The organism is Streptomyces cellostaticus, assembly GCF_001513965.1.
Lineage (GTDB): Bacteria > Actinomycetota > Actinomycetes > Streptomycetales > Streptomycetaceae > Streptomyces > Streptomyces cellostaticus.
This window is the reverse complement of record NZ_KQ948017.1, coordinates 232,508-248,755: the sequence shown is the minus strand read 5'-3', so window position 1 is coordinate 248,755 and position 16,248 is coordinate 232,508. Positions and strand designations below refer to the sequence as shown.

Annotated in this window: 14 protein-coding genes; 7 read left to right on the top strand and 7 right to left on the bottom strand. The window is 71.7% G+C overall.

Translation table 11 applies throughout. From position 1 onward, the window contains the following. Positions 1 to 90 precede the first annotated feature (90 nt). A complete protein-coding gene (locus AQI88_RS08275; protein WP_244184081.1) occupies positions 91 to 1,194 on the bottom strand; it encodes a S53 family peptidase in 1,104 nt (367 codons plus the stop codon). 394 nt (positions 1,195 to 1,588) lie between these two features. On the opposite strand from AQI88_RS08275, the gene AQI88_RS08270 reads away from it, so the two are divergent. Next, positions 1,589 to 2,425, top strand: a complete 837-nt coding sequence (locus tag AQI88_RS08270) for a TrmB family transcriptional regulator (protein ID WP_066994309.1) — start codon at positions 1,589 to 1,591, stop codon at positions 2,423 to 2,425. Between the two features lie 95 nt (positions 2,426 to 2,520). On the opposite strand, the gene AQI88_RS08265 is transcribed toward AQI88_RS08270, so the two are convergent. Beyond that, positions 2,521 to 3,495, bottom strand: a complete 975-nt coding sequence (locus tag AQI88_RS08265; protein ID WP_066994306.1) for a LysR family transcriptional regulator — start codon at positions 3,493 to 3,495, stop codon at positions 2,521 to 2,523. A 102-nt stretch (positions 3,496 to 3,597) separates the two neighbouring features. Here AQI88_RS08265 and AQI88_RS08260 point away from each other — a divergent pair, with 102 nt between their 5' ends. Continuing rightward, entirely contained in the window at positions 3,598 to 4,797 is a 1,200-nt protein-coding gene (locus AQI88_RS08260; protein WP_066994303.1) for a M6 family metalloprotease domain-containing protein, read from the top strand. Positions 4,798 to 4,874: 77 nt separating this feature from the next. Here AQI88_RS08260 and AQI88_RS08255 read toward each other — a convergent pair whose 3' ends face one another. Genes AQI88_RS08255 through AQI88_RS08235 form a run of 5 tightly spaced genes read right to left on the bottom strand, consistent with a single transcriptional unit; the run spans position 4,875 to position 10,618 of the window. Further along, positions 4,875 to 5,918, bottom strand: coding sequence for an ABC transporter ATP-binding protein (locus AQI88_RS08255; RefSeq protein WP_066994300.1), 1,044 nt, complete (start codon positions 5,916 to 5,918; stop codon positions 4,875 to 4,877). Continuing rightward, the gene (locus tag AQI88_RS08250) at positions 5,915 to 6,943 is read right to left on the bottom strand and encodes an ABC transporter ATP-binding protein (RefSeq protein WP_066994295.1); all 1,029 of its coding nucleotides are present in this window, start codon (positions 6,941 to 6,943) and stop codon (positions 5,915 to 5,917) included. Before AQI88_RS08250 ends, AQI88_RS08255 begins: the two co-directional genes overlap by 4 nt. After that, positions 6,943 to 7,929, bottom strand: a complete 987-nt coding sequence (locus AQI88_RS08245) for an ABC transporter permease (RefSeq protein WP_066994291.1) — start codon at positions 7,927 to 7,929, stop codon at positions 6,943 to 6,945. The genes AQI88_RS08250 and AQI88_RS08245 overlap by 1 nt, the downstream gene beginning before the upstream one ends. Further along, entirely contained in the window at positions 7,926 to 8,870 is a 945-nt protein-coding gene (locus tag AQI88_RS08240; RefSeq protein ID WP_066994289.1) for an ABC transporter permease, read from the bottom strand. Before AQI88_RS08240 ends, AQI88_RS08245 begins: the two co-directional genes overlap by 4 nt. Beyond that, positions 8,870 to 10,618 (bottom strand): ABC transporter substrate-binding protein, encoded by a 1,749-nt coding sequence (locus AQI88_RS08235; protein WP_066994285.1) that lies wholly within the window; start codon positions 10,616 to 10,618, stop codon positions 8,870 to 8,872. Before AQI88_RS08235 ends, AQI88_RS08240 begins: the two co-directional genes overlap by 1 nt. A 170-nt stretch (positions 10,619 to 10,788) precedes the next feature. Between AQI88_RS08235 and AQI88_RS08230 the strand changes: the two genes are divergently transcribed. The 5 genes from AQI88_RS08230 (at position 10,789) to AQI88_RS08210 (ending at position 16,234) form a co-directional block, all read left to right on the top strand. Continuing rightward, positions 10,789 to 12,159, top strand: a complete 1,371-nt coding sequence (locus AQI88_RS08230) for an aminopeptidase P family protein (protein ID WP_066994283.1) — start codon at positions 10,789 to 10,791, stop codon at positions 12,157 to 12,159. 65 nt (positions 12,160 to 12,224) lie between these two features. Continuing rightward, entirely contained in the window at positions 12,225 to 13,397 is a 1,173-nt protein-coding gene (locus AQI88_RS08225; protein ID WP_066994280.1) for an NAD(P)/FAD-dependent oxidoreductase, read from the top strand. Positions 13,398 to 13,442: 45 nt separating this feature from the next. Then, positions 13,443 to 13,763, top strand: coding sequence for a (2Fe-2S)-binding protein (locus AQI88_RS08220; RefSeq protein ID WP_066994276.1), 321 nt, complete (start codon positions 13,443 to 13,445; stop codon positions 13,761 to 13,763). Next, the gene (locus tag AQI88_RS08215) at positions 13,744 to 15,234 is read left to right on the top strand and encodes an NAD(P)/FAD-dependent oxidoreductase (protein ID WP_066994273.1); all 1,491 of its coding nucleotides are present in this window, start codon (positions 13,744 to 13,746) and stop codon (positions 15,232 to 15,234) included. Before AQI88_RS08220 ends, AQI88_RS08215 begins: the two co-directional genes overlap by 20 nt. A 79-nt stretch (positions 15,235 to 15,313) precedes the next feature. After that, positions 15,314 to 16,234 (top strand): dihydrodipicolinate synthase family protein, encoded by a 921-nt coding sequence (locus AQI88_RS08210; protein WP_066994270.1) that lies wholly within the window; start codon positions 15,314 to 15,316, stop codon positions 16,232 to 16,234. The last annotated feature ends 14 nt before the right edge of the window (positions 16,235 to 16,248 follow it).

The window sequence follows — 16,248 nt, the reverse complement described above, 5'->3', positions numbered from 1 at the left end:
GCGGATGACCGACGGGGCGAAGCAGACGGGGCCGGAACCGACCGTCAGCGGCTGTTGGAGTGGATCAGGCCAACAGCGTTCTGCTCAGGTCTACTTGGTGAAGGCCGCGACACCGTTCGGGGTGCCCAGGCCCGTCGGGCCGTCGTAGCCCTTGCCTGCCTTGCACTGGTAGTCGCTGCAGGACCCGTTGCTGCCCTCGGTGACGTCGTTCAGCTTGTCCGGGTGGGCGTAGGGGTAGGCAGCCGGAACGTCACTCGCGCCCGGAGCGCCCGCGAGGGCGTAGACGCCGGCGATGAACGGCGAGGAGGCGCTGGTGCCGCCGTACACGTTCCAGCCGTTGGCCTGGTAGGTGTCGTAGACGGCGAGTCCGGTGGCCGGGTCGGCGACGGCTGCGACGTCGGCGACGCTGCGCTTGGTGCAGCCGGTGTCCTTCTGCCAGGACGGCTTGGCGTCGTACTTCGAGCAGCCCGAGCCCGCTCCCTCGCCGCCGGCGGAAGTGCCCCAGACGGACTCGGAGTAGCCGCGGGTGCTGCTGTCCTTCTTGAGCGAGGTGCCCCCGACGGCGGTGACGTACTGCGAGGAGGCCGGGTACTCGGTGCCGTAGCCGCTGTCGCCGGAGCTGACGGTGATGGCGACGCCGGGGTGCTTGAAGTACTTGTCGTCCGAGGACGTGTCCGCGGCTTCCTCACCGCCGCCGTAGCTGTTGGAGATGTACTTGGCGCCCTGCTTGGCGGCCTGGTTCACGGCCGCGCCGAGGTCGTCCATGTTGGCGGACTTGGCCTCGACGAGCAGGATGTGGCACTGCGGGCAGGCTGCGCTGACCATGTCCACGTCGAGCGAGATCTCGCCGGCCCAACCGGCGTCGGGTGCCGGGTAGTTCGAGCCTCCGTCCTGGTCGATCTTCTTGAAGCAGCCGTTGCCGGTGCTGCACTCCGGCAGGCCGTACTGGGACCGGTAGGCCGCCAGGTCCTTCTCGGCGTTCGGGTCGTCGTTCGCGTCGACGATCGCGACCGTGGCGTCCTTGCCGCCGTCCTTGGGCAGGTTGTAGGCGGCCTGCAGGTCGGCCGGCCCGAAGCCCTTGGGGGTGTCGTGGCGGCCGAGGGACTTCTGCGACTTGAGGTCGGTGCGGACCACCGCTTCACACGCCATGTAGCCGGGCTTGCTCGGCTCCGAGCAGAGCCGGTGCGTGTGCACCGTTGAGGCTGTGGGCGATGCGGAGGCCGTGGTCGCGAAGGCCGCCGAATGCGACGCGACGGCCAGGCCACCGGTGATCAGGGCCGCTGCCGACAGCACTGCCGGTCCGCCGCGACGTATCAGGTTCCTTCTGCGATGAGAACGCAATGAACTGCCCTCCGTGGGGGGATGGACGGCTCCACGGCGGCGGTTGGAAGGAGTTGTCAAGGGCATGACAACCGAACTTCCGAGGGGGGTGCCGACGCGGAGCTGTAGTTCGGGCATGGTGCTCGGTTACTGCCACCCCGTTCAGTGGTGGCTACGGACGAGACTATGGACAGTTTGCCCAAGGGAACAGAGCCGGTTGGCAAACCTTCCCTCAACTTCCCAAGTTTGGCGTATACCTTGTGCAGCCATGGAGCTGGAAGAGGGACCCATCAACGACCTGATGTCGCTGGGCCTGGCCCGATATGAGGCACGGGTCTACCTGACGCTCGTCAGGCGTGGTTCATATACGGCCGCCGAGGTGGCCCGGGAGGCCGACGTACCGCGCCAACGGGTCTACGACGTGCTGGACGCGCTCGTACGGCGGCACCTGGCCACCACCCACCCCGGGCGCGTGGCCACGTACTCCGCCGTCACGCCCGAGTTGGCCCTCGCCCGGTTGATGGCTCTGCAACGCGAGTCCCTCGACCGGCTGGAGCAGGTCTCGCAGGGGTTGGCCGGTGTCCTGCAGCCGCTCTGGTCCCAGGGGCGGGAGCACACCGATCCGCTGGACTACATCGAGATTCTGCGCGACCCGAAGGCCATCGCCGAGCGCTTCGCCGACATCCAGCGGCAGGCACAACACGAACTTCTCACGTTCTGCAAACCGCCGTTCGTCGCACCCGCCGACAACACGGAGGGCATCACGGTGGTCCGCCGGCTCCACCGGGCGGGCGGCACCGTCCGGGCGATCTACCTCGACGACGCCCTGGCGGACCCCGAGACGGTGGAGCATGTGCGGCGTTTCGCCGCCGCGGGGGAGGAAGCGCGCTTCGCCCCCGAACTGCCGTTGAAACTCGTCATCGCGGACGCCTCCCTCGTCCTGTGCGACATGCCCGACCCGGTGGCCGGTGCCGGCTCCACCACCACGCTCTTCATCGAGCACCCGGCCCTCGCAGGCTGCCTGCGCCTGGCCTTTCACACCGTCTGGAAGGATGCGGCGCCCGGTCCGGAGACCGGGCGCGACGGGCAGGGACAGCAGAGCTGAGCCGGTCCGGGCGGCGAGGTCCGGCCGTCGGCGCCACTGTCCGAGAAGCGACAGCGATGCACGAAGCCGCTGCCCCGGTGAACTTCCCGAAGACGTCAGGGTGTTGAGCTGCGCGGACGTGCCGCGTGTGGGTGCCGTTCCCGCCAGCGCGCGTACGTGGTGCCGGTGGCGCAGCTGCTCAGATAGCCGTCGTGGACCCGGCGCAGGATCGCCTCGCCGTGCGGGGCGAGGGGGCTGTCCCGGCGCCAGGCGAGCACATGGCGGTACCAGAGCGGATTGCCCGCCAGAGGGCGGACGGCGACGCCGGGGACCTCGATGAAGGTGGCCTGGCAGAGGCTGACGGCCAGTCCCGCCCGGACGATCTCGATCAGCTGACGCCCCTCTGCCTCGTAGGGGGTGCGCGGACGCAGGTCGGTGAGGGCGAAGACGGACGTCCAGTACTCGCGGGTGCGGTCGCTGTCGGGGCGGGGCACGGCCCACTCCTCCTCGGTGAGCCGGGCGAGGCTCACTTCCTCCCGCTCGGCCAGGGGGTGGTCGGCGGGGAGCAGCGCGAACACGGGCTCCGTGACGAGCGGGTGCAGGATCACGTCATCGTGCGGTGCGAGTTCGTGGCCCGGGTGGTCGCCGAGCACCGCTGCCTCCAGGCGGCCGGCGGCGAGGTCGTCGAGGAGCGGTGCGGGCGCGTACTGACAGCGGGAGGTCAGCTCGGCCCACGGCACCAAGTCGCGTACGGCCAGCAGGAGATGGCCCAGCAGCGGGGCGCCGACGGAGCCGATGCGGACGCGGGCGGGGCAGGCCGTGCGGCGGGCGGCGCGGTCGGTGTCGGCGAGGAGCTGGTCGATGCCCGGCAGGATGGCGCGGGCCCGGGCGAGCACCAGCTCGCCCAGCGAGGTGGGCACGGCTCCGGCGTGGCCACGCTCGAACAGCGCGCCGCCCAGGAGCCTTTCGACACGCCGCACCTGGGCGCTGAGGCCCGGCTGGGTCATTCCCAGTGACACCGCGGCGCGGGTGAGGCTGCCGGCTTCCGCGACGGCGCACACCACGCGTAGATGCCGTATTTCCAGATCCATGGCGCGGATGTTATGGAGCCCTGGGAGCTTCCCGACAGTGGCCGGCGCCTCCACAGTCTTATGTGAAATGTCACATGCCATACATGTGGAGGTCATGAATCCATGAGACGTACCCTCCCCGCGCCAAGGAGGCCAGGGGCTCTGCTGTCGTCGGTGCTCGCCGGCCTCCTTGTCTTCCTGCTCGGCGTCCCCGGCGCACCGTACGCCCGGGCGGCCGACAGCGCCTCGGACTGCGCGCTGCCCGGCACCACCGGGTGGACGGACGAAGGTCATGACACCGACTCCGCCGTCTTCCAGCGCCCCGCCGGAACCATCAAGGTCACCATGATCTTCGTGGACTTCCCCGACGCCCCCGCCACCGAGTCCGCCGCCGACGATGCGGCCCAGCTCACGCCCGGCGCGGACTGGGTGTGGAACGCGTCCTACGGCAGGACGTGGCTCGCCGTCTCCCAGTACCGGCGCTGGGTGCGGATGCCGCACGACTCCACGGACTACGGATTCGAACGCGGCCTCAGCCACGAGGCGCACGAGGCGTATCTGAAGGACGCCGTGACGGCCGCGGATCCGTCCGTGGACTTCTCGCGCTACGACATGGTGTACGTCGTGCCGACGAGGAACGCGGCGGCCATCTCCTTCACGCCCACCTATGTGTACGACCCGGGGACGGCCGGGGTCGTCGCCGACGGCAAGCGGATCAAGTGGGCCGTGACGTTCGGCCAGGACATGTGGCACTGGGGCTACAAGCTGCTCGGCCACGAGAGCGCGCACACCTTCGGGCTGCCCGACCTGTACGCCTTCGACGCGGGCAGTGACGCCCATCGTTTCGTGGGCGGCTGGGACGTGATGGGCCTGATCGGCGGTGCCGGGCCGCAGTACCTCGCCTGGCAGTCGTGGAAACTCGGCTGGATCGCCGACGACCAGGTCGTCTGCCGGGCCTCGGCGGGCAGTGACACGGTCACCCTGAAGGCGGTCGAGTACGGCGGCGGAACCAAGATGGCCGTCGTCCGCACCGGACCCACGACGGCGTACGTCGTCGAGTCCCGCAGGGCGGTCCTCGCGGACACGGGCCTGTGTTCGACCGGTGCGCTGGTGTACGGGGTCGACTCGTCCGTCGCGACCGGCAGCGGACCGATCCGGGTGATGGACGCCAACCCCGACGCCACTGAGGCAAGCGGCTGCCGCCCGCTGGACGACGCACCGTACCGGGCCGGGCAGTCGTTCACCGACGCCGCCGCGGGGGTGCGGATCGACGTCCTGAGCGCGGCCGGAGACTCGGACACCGTCCGGATCACCCAGTCGTAGGCGCCCGACACGTTCGGCCGCACGAGCACGGGCTGTGTCCTGGACCCCATGGCGGTCCAGGACACAGCCCTGTCCCCTCAGGCGGCCTCGGGGAAGTGGCAGGCCACCTGACGCGTCTCGGCGGGCGCCGCCACCCTCAGCGCCGGAGCCTCGGACCGGCAGATCGCCTGGGCCTTGGCGCAGCGGGGGTGGAAGGTGCAGCCGGGTGGGGGAGTCGCCGGGCTCGGCGGGTCGCCGAGCAGGGTGATCCGCTCGCGGCTCCGTTCGGCGACCGGATCGGGCAGGGGTACGGCGGACAGCAGGGCCTGGGTGTAGGGGTGGGCGGGGGCCGTGTACACCCGCTCCTTGGGGCCGATCTCGACGATGCGGCCCAGGTACATCACGGCGACCCGGTCGCAGACCCGCTTGACCACCGAGAGGTCGTGCGCGATGAAGAGGTAGGCGAGACCGAGTTCGCGCTGCAGACGCTCCATCAGGTTGACGATCTGCGCCTGCACGGACACGTCGAGCGCCGAGACCGGTTCGTCGGCGACGACCAGGCGGGGGTTCGTGGCCAGCGAGCGGGCGATGCCGATGCGCTGGGCCTGGCCGCCGGAGAACTCGTGCGGATAGCGGTCGATGTGCTCGGGGATGAGCCCGACGAGCTCCATCAGCTCCGCGGCCCTGCGCCGCGCGTCGACCGCCGAACTGCCCTGCACCAACAAGGGATCGGAGATGATCCGGGCCACGGTCTGGCGCGGGTTGAGGGAGGAGTGCGGATCCTGGAAGACCATCTGGATCTCCCGCCGCAGCGGCCTGAGCTCGCGCTGGCCGAGGTGGCTGATGTCGCGGCCGTCGTACGAGACCGAGCCGCCGGTCGGCTCCAGGAGCCGCACGATCATCCGGCCGGTGGTGGACTTGCCGCAGCCGGACTCCCCGACCAGGCCGAGGGTCTCGCCCGCCGCCACGTCGAAGCTGACGCCGTCGACGGCCCGTACGGGGGCCGAACGGCCTCGCCGGCCGGGGAAGGTCATCGTCAGGTTCCGCACGGACAGCAGCGGATCGGCGTGGGGAGGCGGCGGTTCGGCGGACGGGTCCGCGGGGGCGCCGACCGGGAGGGCCGGCCTGTCGGTGGGTGTCATGGGATGGCCTTCCGGGTGCGGTCCATGGGGGCGGTGTCCGGGCTCAGGGGCAGGTGGCAGGCGACCGCGCGCCCGTCGGACGCGGCCAGACGGGGCCTGACCCGCTCGCAGCGCTCCCGCGCGTCGGCGTCGGCCGCGGCGGCCCGCGGGCAGCGCGGCGCGAACGCGCACCCGGGCGCGGGGGCGAGCAGCGACGGCGGGCTGCCGGGGATCGCCCGCAGCGGGGTGTCGTCGGCGTCGTCGAGGCGGGGCAGGGAGTCGAGCAGACCCCGCGTGTAAGGGTGGGCCGGACCGGCGAACACGGCCTCCACCGGGGCCTGTTCGGCCGCCCGGCCGCCGTACATCACCAGGACCTCGTGCGCGACGCGGGCGACCACCCCGAGGTCATGGGTGATCAGGACGACGGCGAGGGAGCGCTCCTGCTGGATCCGGGCGATCAGCTCCAGGATCTGGGCCTGCACCGTGACGTCCAGAGCGGTGGTCGGCTCGTCCGCGATCAGCAGTTCCGGCTCGCAGGCCAGCGCCATCGCGATCATCACCCGCTGGCGCATGCCCCCGGAGAACTGGTGCGGGTACTCGCCAGCCCGGCGTTCCGGTTCCGGTATACCCACCTCGGCGAGCATCTCCACGGCGCGCTGCCGGGCGGCGGCGCGACGGGAGCCGAAGTGGACCCGGTGGTGTTCCGCTATCTGCTCGCCGACCGTGTAGTAGGGGTGCAGGCTGGAGAGCGGGTCCTGGAAGACCATGGCCATCTTCCGGCCGCGCAGCCGGTTCAGGTCACGCTCCGCGAGCCCGACCAGTTCACGGCCGTCCAGGGTGATCGATCCGGTGACCTCCGCGCCGGTGTGCAGGCCCATCACCGCCATCGAGGTGACGGACTTGCCGGAGCCGGACTCGCCGACGATGCCGAGGGTCCGTCCACGGTGGACGTCGAAGGAGAGGGAGTCGACGGCGCGTACGGGGCCGCCCCCGGTCGGGAAGGTCACCGTCAAGTCCCGTACGGACAACAGAGGTTCGGCGGCCATCACAGCCTCACTCGCGGGTCGACGACGGCGTACAGCAGGTCGACCACCAGGTTGGCGACGACGATGAAGGCGGCGGCGAGCAGGGTCACGCCGAGGATCACCGGCTGGTCGCCGGTCGACAGGGCGTTGTAGAAGAGCCGGCCGATGCCCGGCAGGCCGAAGATGGACTCGGTGATCACCGCACCGGCGAGCAGGCCGCCCAGGTCCATGCCGAAGAGGGTGAGGATCGGCGTCATACCGGAGCGCAGGCCGTGCTTGACGACGACGGTGCGGCGCGGCAGGCCCTTGGCGCGGGCGGTGCGAATGTACGGCTCCGCCATCGTCTCGATCATCGAACTGCGGCTCTGCCGCGCGTACATGGCCGCGTACAGGATGGCGAGGGCAAGCCAGGGCAGCAGCAGGTTCGACGCCCAGTGCGCGGGGTCGTCGGCGAAGGACACGTACTGCGGATAGGGGAGCAGGCCCGCGACCCGGATGATGCCGTAGATCAGCATCATCGAGGTGAAGTAGACCGGCAGCGAGGCGGCCCCGACCGCGCCGACCATCAGGACGCGGTCGGTGAGGGTGTCCTTGCGCAGGGCCGCGACCACGCCGGCGCTGAGGCCGAGCGCCAGCCACAGCACCGCGGCACCGAGGGCCAGCGAGGCGGAGACGGGCAGCCGGTCCATCAGGAGGCCCCAGACGGACTCGCTGTTCTCGTACGAGTAGCCGAGGCAGGGGAAGTCGCAGCGCAGCGCGTACTGGCCGCTGCCCATGGTGCGGCCGGTGAAGATGCCGCTGAGGAAGTCCCAGAACTGCCGCCACAGAGGCTGGTCGAGACCCATGTGGGCGCGGATCGCCGTCAGGCGCTCGGTGCTGCACGCCTTGCCGCAGGCCGCGGCGGCGGGGTCGGAGGGAAGGACGTAGAAGATGGTGAAGGTGACGGCGGCGACGGCGATCAGCACACCGATGACACCGGCCAGCCGCCGCAGCGTGTAGAGGATCATGTGCGGCTTCCCCTCGGGTCGAGTATGTCCCGAAGGGCGTCGCCGAGCAGGGTGAACGCGAGCACGGTCAGGAACAGGCAGGCGCTCGGGATGACGAAGTACATGGGGTCCGTGTCGTAGTAGGAGACGCTCTCGGCGATCATCTGGCCCCAGGACGGAGTGGGCGGACGGACGCCGACGCCCAGATAGCTGAGGGCGGCCTCGGTGGCGATCATGCCGGGGATGATCAGGGTGGTGTAGGCGATGACGGGGCCCGCCACGCCCGGCAGGATGTCGCGGGTGAGGATCCGCCAGGAGCCGGCACCGCCGACGCGGGCCGCGTCGACGTACTCGCGGTGCTTGAGCGAGAGCGTCTGACCGCGCACCACGCGGGCGATGCCGGGCCAGCCGAACAGGCCGATGACCGCGGTCATCAGCACGATCCGGTTGACGTCCTTGGCCACCGACATCATCGCGATCATGAAGATGAGGGACGGGAAGGACATGGTGAGGTCCATCAAGCGGGAGAGCACGGCGTCGGTGCGGCCCCCGAAGTAGCCCGCCGCGATCCCGGCCGCCGTTCCGGCGACGACGACGATCGCGGTGGCCGTCAGGGCGATGAGCAAGGAGACCTGGGCGCCGTGCACGACACGGGCGAACAGGTCGCGCCCGGTGACCGGTTCGACGCCGAGCCAGTGGTCGGCGGAGATGCCGCCGAGCGGCCCGACGGGCTGGCCGCCCAGGTAGGGGTCGACGGCGGACTTGTCGAACTCGTCGGGCGACCGGCCGCCGAGCGCGCTCAGCAGCGGAGCCCCCGCCGCCATGAGCAGAAAGACGGCGACGATGGCCAGGGAGACCTTCACGGAGACCCGGCGGCGCAGTTCCCGGCGGGCGAGCTGCCAGGGGCCGCTGCCCGGGGCGATGTCCCTGCCGGGCGCGGGAGTCAGGGATTGACTGGTCATCAGCTGCCGCTCTTGGAGGGGTCCTTGAGGCCGACGGAGGCGTAGTCGAGCTGTCCGCCGAACGAGGTCTGGCCGTAGGCGCCCGCGATGTTGCTGCCGAGCACCAGCGGCCAGCGGCGCACGAGGACCGGGACAGCCGGCGCCTTCTGGAGGATCTGGCCGTCCAGCTCCTGCCAGGCCCGGTTCGCGGCCTTGGCGTCGGTCATCGCAGCGATCTCGTCCATCCGCTGCATGGTCGGCTTGTCGCGGAAGAGGGAGTGGTTGCCGGAGTTGCCCTTCTCCTTGATGTAGCGGCCGTCGAAGACGAAGGGCAGGAAGGTCGAGCCGGAGGGGTAGTCCGGGCACCAGCCCGTGTAGACGAGGTCGGTGCGGTGGGTGGTGTCTCCGATGGTGGCGTAGAACGCGGACGGGTCGACGGTGTCGATGGTGACCTTGATGCCGGCCTTGCCGAGGGACTGCTGGATCGCCTCGGCGCGCCCCTTGTCACCGGTGGAGACGGTGATCTCGGTGGAGAACCCGTCCGGCTTGCCCGCCTCCTTGAGCAGCTGCCTTGCCTTGGCCACATCCCCCGTGGCGGGGATCTTCAGGAGGTCGGGCTGCTTGCCGCCGAAGAGCGTGGCGGGCATGTACGCGGTGGACAGGTCGTTGAAGGCGGGCCCGCCGGACGCGGTCAGGACGGCGTCCTTGTCGAGGGCGTACTGCACCGCCCGGCGGATCCTGACGTCGTCGAACGGGGCACGCCCCGTGTGCATCTGCACCATGTCGGTGCAGTTGGTGGACTCCGCGAGAAGCCGCTTTCGGACCTCGGCGTTCGGCAGCACCTTGGCCGCGCTCTCCGGCCGCAGCGCCCCCCAGGAGACGGCTGAGGCGTCCGGCCCCTGGCTCGCGATGAGCCGGTCGTCTATCTGGTCGCCCTTCAGGCCCATCACCACGACCAGCTTGTCCGGATACGCCTTGCGGACCTCGTCGGTCTTCGGGTCCCAGTGCTGATTGCGGACCAGGACGAGTTGCTTGCCGCGCCCGTACGACTGGATCTTGTACGGGCCCGAGGAGAACGGCCGGTTGTCGTAGCGCGGCCCCGTGTCCTGCGCCTTCGGTACGGGTGCGAAGGTGGGCATCACGGTCGCGTTGGGGAACTCGGCGAAGGGCTTGCGCAGTTCGAACACGATCGTGTGGTCGTCCGGCGTCCTGATCGAGTCGAGGTGCTTGCCCTGGGCCGGCCCCTGGTAGCCCTGGGCCCCGGCCAGGTAGCGGGCCGCGTAGTCGGCGCCGCCCGGCAGGTCGGGCGAGAAGGACCGCTCCACGTTGTACTTCACGTCCTGCGCGGTGACGGGCGTGCCGTCCTCGTATCTGATGCCCTTCTTCAGATGGAAGGTCCAGGTCTTGGCGCCGTGGGAGGAGGTGCCCAGGTCGGTGGCCAGGTCGGGGACCAGCTCACTGCCGCCGGTGCCGGGGGCCGCCTTGTAGGTCACCAGGGTGCGGTAGAGCAGCCGGGTGCCGAACTCCATGTCGCTCATGACCCAGTTGCGGGCGGGGTCGAGGTGCGTGAAGTCCTGGTTGGACAGGACGGTCAGGGTGCCGCCCTGCTTCGGGGTGCCGCCGACGACGGCGCCCTGGTTGGCGAGGGCGGGGTTCTTGCCGCGGCCTTTGCCGTCCATGGAGTGCGTGCCGCCGGAGCAGGCGGTCGCGCCCAGGGCGAGGGTCGCCACCAGTGCGGTGGCGAGGGCGGTACAGGTGCGCATGTTCATCGTGGTCACTCCGTGAACGGTCGGACAGCCGGAGAGGCTGGAATGTGACCCGTAACATAGTAATGTGAAATTGCACTGACAAGGTGCCACCCGCTCCTTTACCCAGCCGTGTCCGAGGAGCGCCCGCGGGCCGGGCGGGGCACAGGCAGATCGAGATCGAGGAGGACAGCATGAAAGAACCGGCGTCCGCCGCACCCCGCATGCTCAGCCATGACCTGCCTGTCTCGGCGGAGTTCGAGACGTTCATGGCGGGCGACTGGGCGGCGACCCCGCTGCCCGCGGACATCCGGCCGGCCGTCGCCGAGCTCACCCCTGCCCGCCGTGCCCGGCTGTCCGCCCGCTTCCCCGGTGAGCGGCTGATCGTCCCCGCGGGGGAGTTGAAGGTCCGCTCGAACGACTGCGACCACCGCTTCCGCCCGCACAGCGCGTACGCCTGGCTCACCGGCCTGACCGGCGAGGAGCAGGCCGGGCACGTCCTGGTCCTGGAGCCGCATGGACCCCACCGGCACGAGGCGGTGCTGTACGTGCGGCCCCGCTCGCCGCGCACCGACAGCGGCTTCTACCAGGACCGGCGCTACGGCGAGTTCTGGGTCGGCCGGCGTCCCGACCTCGCCGAGGCCGAGCGCATGACCGGCCTCCGCTGCGCCCGCCTCGACGCGTACGGGCGGGTGCCGCCGGGCCGCGACGCCACGGACGATGCCGAACTCGCCTCGGTGCTCAGCGAGTTGAGACTGGTCAAGGACGCCTGGGAGGTGGGTCAGCTGCAACTCGCCGTGGACCACACCGCCGCCGGATTCGAAGACGTCGTACGCGCACTGCCGCGCGCGCTCGCCCACCCGCGCGGCGAGCGCTGGATCGAGGGCGTCTTCGGGCTGCGCGCCCGCGCCGAGGGCAACGGCACCGGATACGAGACCATCGCGGCATCCGGCGCCCATGCCTGCGTCCTGCACTGGATTCGCAACGACGGCCCCTTGGACGCACGGCAGTTGCTGCTGCTCGATGCGGGCGTGGAGACGGACAGCCTCTACACCGCCGACATCACACGCACCCTCCCGCTCTCCGGGCGGTTCTCGTCCGTGCAGCGGCAGGTGTACGACCTCGTGCTCGCCGCCCAGGACGCGGGGATCGCGGCGCTCAGGCCCGGCGCGCGCTTCCGTGACTTCCACCGGGCCGCGATGCGGGTGATCGCGCAGGGGCTCACGGAGTGGGGCGTGCTCAAGAGCCCGGAGGGTGACCGCCACCGCCGCTACACCCTGTGCGGCAGCGGGCACATGCTCGGGCTCGACCTCCATGACTGCGCGCAGGCGCGGGCGGAGAGCTATCCGGACGGGGTGCTGGAGGAGGGGCAGGTGCTGACGGTCGAACCCGGCCTCTATCTCCAGCCGGACGACGAGACCCTCCCGGCCGAACTGCGCGGAATCGGCATCCGCATCGAGGACGACCTGGTCGTCACCGCCGACGGGGCGCGGCTGATGTCGGGGGCCCTGCCGCGTACGCCGGACGCGATCGAGGCATGGATGGGGGCGCTGATCGACGGCTGAGTCTCTTGGCGGCTCGACGGCTGAGCCTCTTGGCAGCGCGCAGTGCAATGTGAAATATTACTGCCGTGCTCACGAGAAGCTCTCCCGATGTCGTCATCGTCGGAGCCGGCGTGGTCGGCGCCGCCTGCGCCTACTACGCCGCCCGGTCCGGCCTCCACGTCACCGTGATCGACCGTGGCCCCGTCGCCGGCGGGACCACGGGAGCGGGTGAGGGGAATCTGCTGGTCTCCGACAAGGAGCCGGGACCCGAACTCGACCTGGCCCTGCTGTCCACGCGGTTGTGGCGCACGCTGTCCGGTGCGCTGCCGCCCCGGATCGAGTACGAGGCCAAGGGCGGCCTGGTCGTCGCCTCCGGAGAGGCGGGAATGGCGGCCCTGCGGGACTTCGCCGAGCGCCAGGAGCGGGCAGGCGTGAAAACCGAGGAGGTCACGGGAGACCGGCTCCATGATCTGGAGCCCCATCTCGCCCAGGGCCTGGCGGGCGGTTTCCACTATCCGCAGGACGCCCAGGTGCAGCCCGCCCTCGCCGCGGCGCATCTGCTGCGGGCCGCGGGTGAACAGGCGTCCGGCCGGGCGCGGCTGCGGCTGCGGCTCGGTGAGAAGGTCACCGGTGTCCTGAAGGGCGCGAACGGCGAAGTGCGAGGCGTACGGACGGTGAGCGGTGATCTGCACGCTCCGTATGTGGTGAACGCGGCCGGAACCTGGGGCGCCGAGGTGGCCCGGCTCGCGGACGTGCACCTCCCGGTGCTGCCCCGGCGCGGCTTCGTCCTCGTCACCGAACCGCTGCCGCGCGTGGTGCGGCGCAAGGTGTACGCGGCCGACTACGTCGCCGACGTCGCCAGCGGCTCGGCGGCGCTGCAGACCTCCGCCGTCGTCGAGGGCACCCCGGCGGGCCCGGTCCTGATCGGCGCGAGCCGGGAGCGGGTCGGCTTCGACCGCACGCTGTCGGTGGAGGTGCTGCGCCGCCTCGCCGCCCAGGCCACCCGCCTGTTCCCGATGCTCGCAGACGTGCGGGCGATCCGGACGTACGCGGGATTCCGCCCTTACCTGCCCGACCATCTGCCGGCGATCGGCCCGGACCCGCGCGTTCCCGGACTGCTGCATGCCTGCGGCCACGAGGGCGCGGGGATCGGACTCGCCCCGGCGACGGGCCTGATCGTCGCCGGGATTCTGACAGGGGAGGAACTCCCGCTGGACATCGATCCGTTCAGGCCGGACCGGTTCGGTGGAGCGCGATGAAGCCGACCGCACCCCGCATGCCCTCACCCCGGAAGGAGCCGCGCCATGGCGCGTGACCGCAGCCCCGCCGAACTCGTCGGCGCGGCACCCGAGGACCCGTTCGAGATCTCCTTCGACGGGCGCACGCTCACCGCGCTGCCCGGACAGTCCGTCGCCGCCGCCCTGTGGTCGGCCGGCATCCTCGCCTGGCGCACCACGCGCCACGGGGGTCGTGCACGCGGAGCCTTCTGCGGCATCGGCCAGTGCTACGACTGCCTCGCCACGATCAACGATCGGCCCAACAGGCGAGCCTGCCTGGTACCCGCCCGCCCCGGAGACACGATCACCACCCAGGAAGGACACGGTCATGCCGGACTCGCCGTCTGACGAGAGGGCCGACGACGCGTACGGGGCACCGTACGACCTCGCAGTGATCGGCGCGGGCTGCGCGGGCCTGACGGGCGCCGTCACCGCGTCCGAACTCGGGCTTTCCGTCGCCCTGTTGGACACCTCCGGCCAGGTCGGCGGACAGTTCTACCGCACGCCCGCCCCGGCCCTCGGCGCGGTGCGCCCCGAGGCCCTGCATCACGACTGGTCCGCCTTCGCCGACCTGCGCCGGCGCCTGGAGGCCAGTGCCGTCGTCCATCTCGCCGGGCACCATGTCTGGACCGTGGCGCGGGGGAGTGAGGGGGACACCGAGTGGGTGGTGCACGCGGTCACCGGCGTCGACGGCTGCGGGGAGCGCCCGGTCCGTGTCCGCGCCCGCACGGTCCTGCTCGCGACCGGCGCGTCCGAACGCCAGCTCCCGTTCCCCGGCTGGACGCTGCCGGGCGTCGTGGGCGCCGGGGGAGCGCAGGCGATGCTGAAGTCCGGTCTGGTCCTGCCGGGCAGGCGCGTCGTCGTGGCAGGCAGCGGCCCGCTGCTGCTCGCCGTCGCCTCGTCGCTCGCCGCCGCCGGGGCCCGTGTCCCGGCGGTGGTCGAGGCGTCCGGCTATCTCGGGTACGCCCGCCGCCCGGGCGCCCTCGCCGCCAACCCGCACAAGCTGGCGGAGGCCCTGGTCCACGGCGCGGCACTGCTGCGCCACGGTGTGCGCCTGCGCACCCGCAGCGCGGTGACCCGAGTCCACGGCACGGCCAGGGTGGAGGCGGTCACCGTCTCCCGTGTCGACCGCGACTGGCGGCCCGTACAGGGGACGGGCCGCCGGATCGCCTGCGACGCGCTGGCGGTCGGGCACGGTCTGGTCCCCCAGACGGAGCTGGCCACCAGCCTGGGGTGCGCGACCCGGCGCACCCCGGACGGCACGTACGCCCTCGAACTGGACGGACTCCAGGAAACCTCGGTACCCGGCCTCTGGGCGGCGGGCGAGACCGGCGGCATCGGAGGCGCGCAACTCGCCCGCACGGAAGGCGCCATCGCGGGCACAGCGGCCGCCGCCCGGGTGCTCGGGCAGCCCGCGCTCACCCGCAGCCGGCGCGTGCGGGAGCTTCGTCGCCGCCGCGACCGCATGCGGGCCTTCGCCGACACCATGGCCGCGGCACACGTCCCGGGACCGGGCTGGGTGCAGTGGCTCAACGACGCGACGGACGTGTGCCGCTGCGAGGAGGTGACCGCCGGTGCCATCCGTGAGGCGGTCGCCGACTACGGCGCCCGTGACGCGCGCACCGTCAAGCTCCTCACCCGCGCGGGCATGGGCTGGTGCCAGGGCCGGATGTGCGGAGCGGCCGTGGCCTGCCTCGCGGCCGGGCCGGGCGCCGCATCCGTGCCGCCGTCCCCCGAGCGCCGGCCGCTCGCGGTGCCCGTACCGCTCGGGGTGCTGGGCGCGCTCGACCCGGACGAGGCCGACGGGCCGGTCTCCTGACCGGCCCCGGCGTCCCGCACCGTTGTGGGCGCCGGACTCCGCTCAATAAAATGTCATACATCACACAAGGAGTTCCTTCATGAACGCCACCACCGCCCGCGCCACGTGGAACGCCGACCGCCCCTGGCGCGGCATCATGGTCGCCACCGCGCTTCCCCTGCGCGAGGACCTCTCCGTCGACTACGACGCCTACGCCGAGCACGTCCGCCGGCTCATCGACAACGGCTGCGACGGCGTCGTACCCAACGGCTCCCTGGGCGAGTACCAGACGCTCACCGACGAGGAGCGGGCCCGCGTGGTGCGCACCGCCGTCGAGGCCGCGGGCGACGGCGCGCGCGTGATGCCCGGGGTCGCCGCCTACGGCAGCGCGGAGTCCCGCCGCTGGGCCGAACAGGCCGCCGAGGAAGGCTGCGGCAGCGTCCTGCTGCTCCCGCCGAACGCCTACCGCGCGGACGAGCAGGCGGTGCGCGCCCACTACGCGGACGTCGCCCGGGCGGGGCTGCCCGTCGTGGCGTACAACAACCCCATCGACACCAAGGTCGACCTCACCCCCGCCCTCCTCGCGCGGCTCCACGGCGACGGCAGCATCGTGGCCGTCAAGGAGTTCAGCGGCGATGTGCGCAGGGCCTACGAGATCGCCGAACTCGCCCCCGACCTCGACCTGCTGATCGGCGCGGACGACGTCCTGCTGGAGCTGGCCCTCGCCGGTGCGGTCGGCTGGATCGCCGGCTACCCGAACGCCTTCCCCGCCACCTGCGCCGAGCTGTACCACGCCGCCGTCGCCGGGGACCTCGTCACCGCCCTGCCGCTCTACAGGTCACTGCACCCGCTGCTGCGCTGGGACTCCAAGACCGAGTTCGTGCAGTCCATCAAGCTGTCCATGGACCTCGTCGGCCGCCGCGGCGGTCCCACCCGGCCGCCGCGTCTGCCGCTGCCCGCCGCGATCGGGGCCGCGGTGCGCGCGGCGACCGAGAAGGCCGTCGCCGAGGGCCACCACTGACCGGGACCGGCTCA

Excerpts from the sequence above, each read along its gene's own strand:
- AQI88_RS08270 (WP_066994309.1), top strand. The coding sequence starts at position 1,589 with ATGGAGCTGGAAGAGGGACCCATCAACGACCTGATGTCGCTGGGCCTG.
- AQI88_RS08265 (WP_066994306.1), bottom strand. The coding sequence starts at position 3,495 with ATGGATCTGGAAATACGGCATCTACGCGTGGTGTGCGCCGTCGCGGAA.
- AQI88_RS08260 (WP_066994303.1), top strand. The coding sequence starts at position 3,598 with ATGAGACGTACCCTCCCCGCGCCAAGGAGGCCAGGGGCTCTGCTGTCG.
- AQI88_RS08255 (WP_066994300.1), bottom strand. The coding sequence starts at position 5,918 with ATGACACCCACCGACAGGCCGGCCCTCCCGGTCGGCGCCCCCGCGGAC.
- AQI88_RS08250 (WP_066994295.1), bottom strand. The coding sequence starts at position 6,943 with ATGGCCGCCGAACCTCTGTTGTCCGTACGGGACTTGACGGTGACCTTC.
- AQI88_RS08245 (WP_066994291.1), bottom strand. The coding sequence starts at position 7,929 with ATGATCCTCTACACGCTGCGGCGGCTGGCCGGTGTCATCGGTGTGCTG.
- AQI88_RS08240 (WP_066994289.1), bottom strand. The coding sequence starts at position 8,870 with ATGACCAGTCAATCCCTGACTCCCGCGCCCGGCAGGGACATCGCCCCG.
- AQI88_RS08235 (WP_066994285.1), bottom strand. The coding sequence starts at position 10,618 with ATGAACATGCGCACCTGTACCGCCCTCGCCACCGCACTGGTGGCGACC.
- AQI88_RS08230 (WP_066994283.1), top strand. The coding sequence starts at position 10,789 with ATGAAAGAACCGGCGTCCGCCGCACCCCGCATGCTCAGCCATGACCTG.
- AQI88_RS08220 (WP_066994276.1), top strand. The coding sequence starts at position 13,443 with ATGGCGCGTGACCGCAGCCCCGCCGAACTCGTCGGCGCGGCACCCGAG.
- AQI88_RS08215 (WP_066994273.1), top strand. The coding sequence starts at position 13,744 with ATGCCGGACTCGCCGTCTGACGAGAGGGCCGACGACGCGTACGGGGCA.
- AQI88_RS08210 (WP_066994270.1), top strand. The coding sequence starts at position 15,314 with ATGAACGCCACCACCGCCCGCGCCACGTGGAACGCCGACCGCCCCTGG.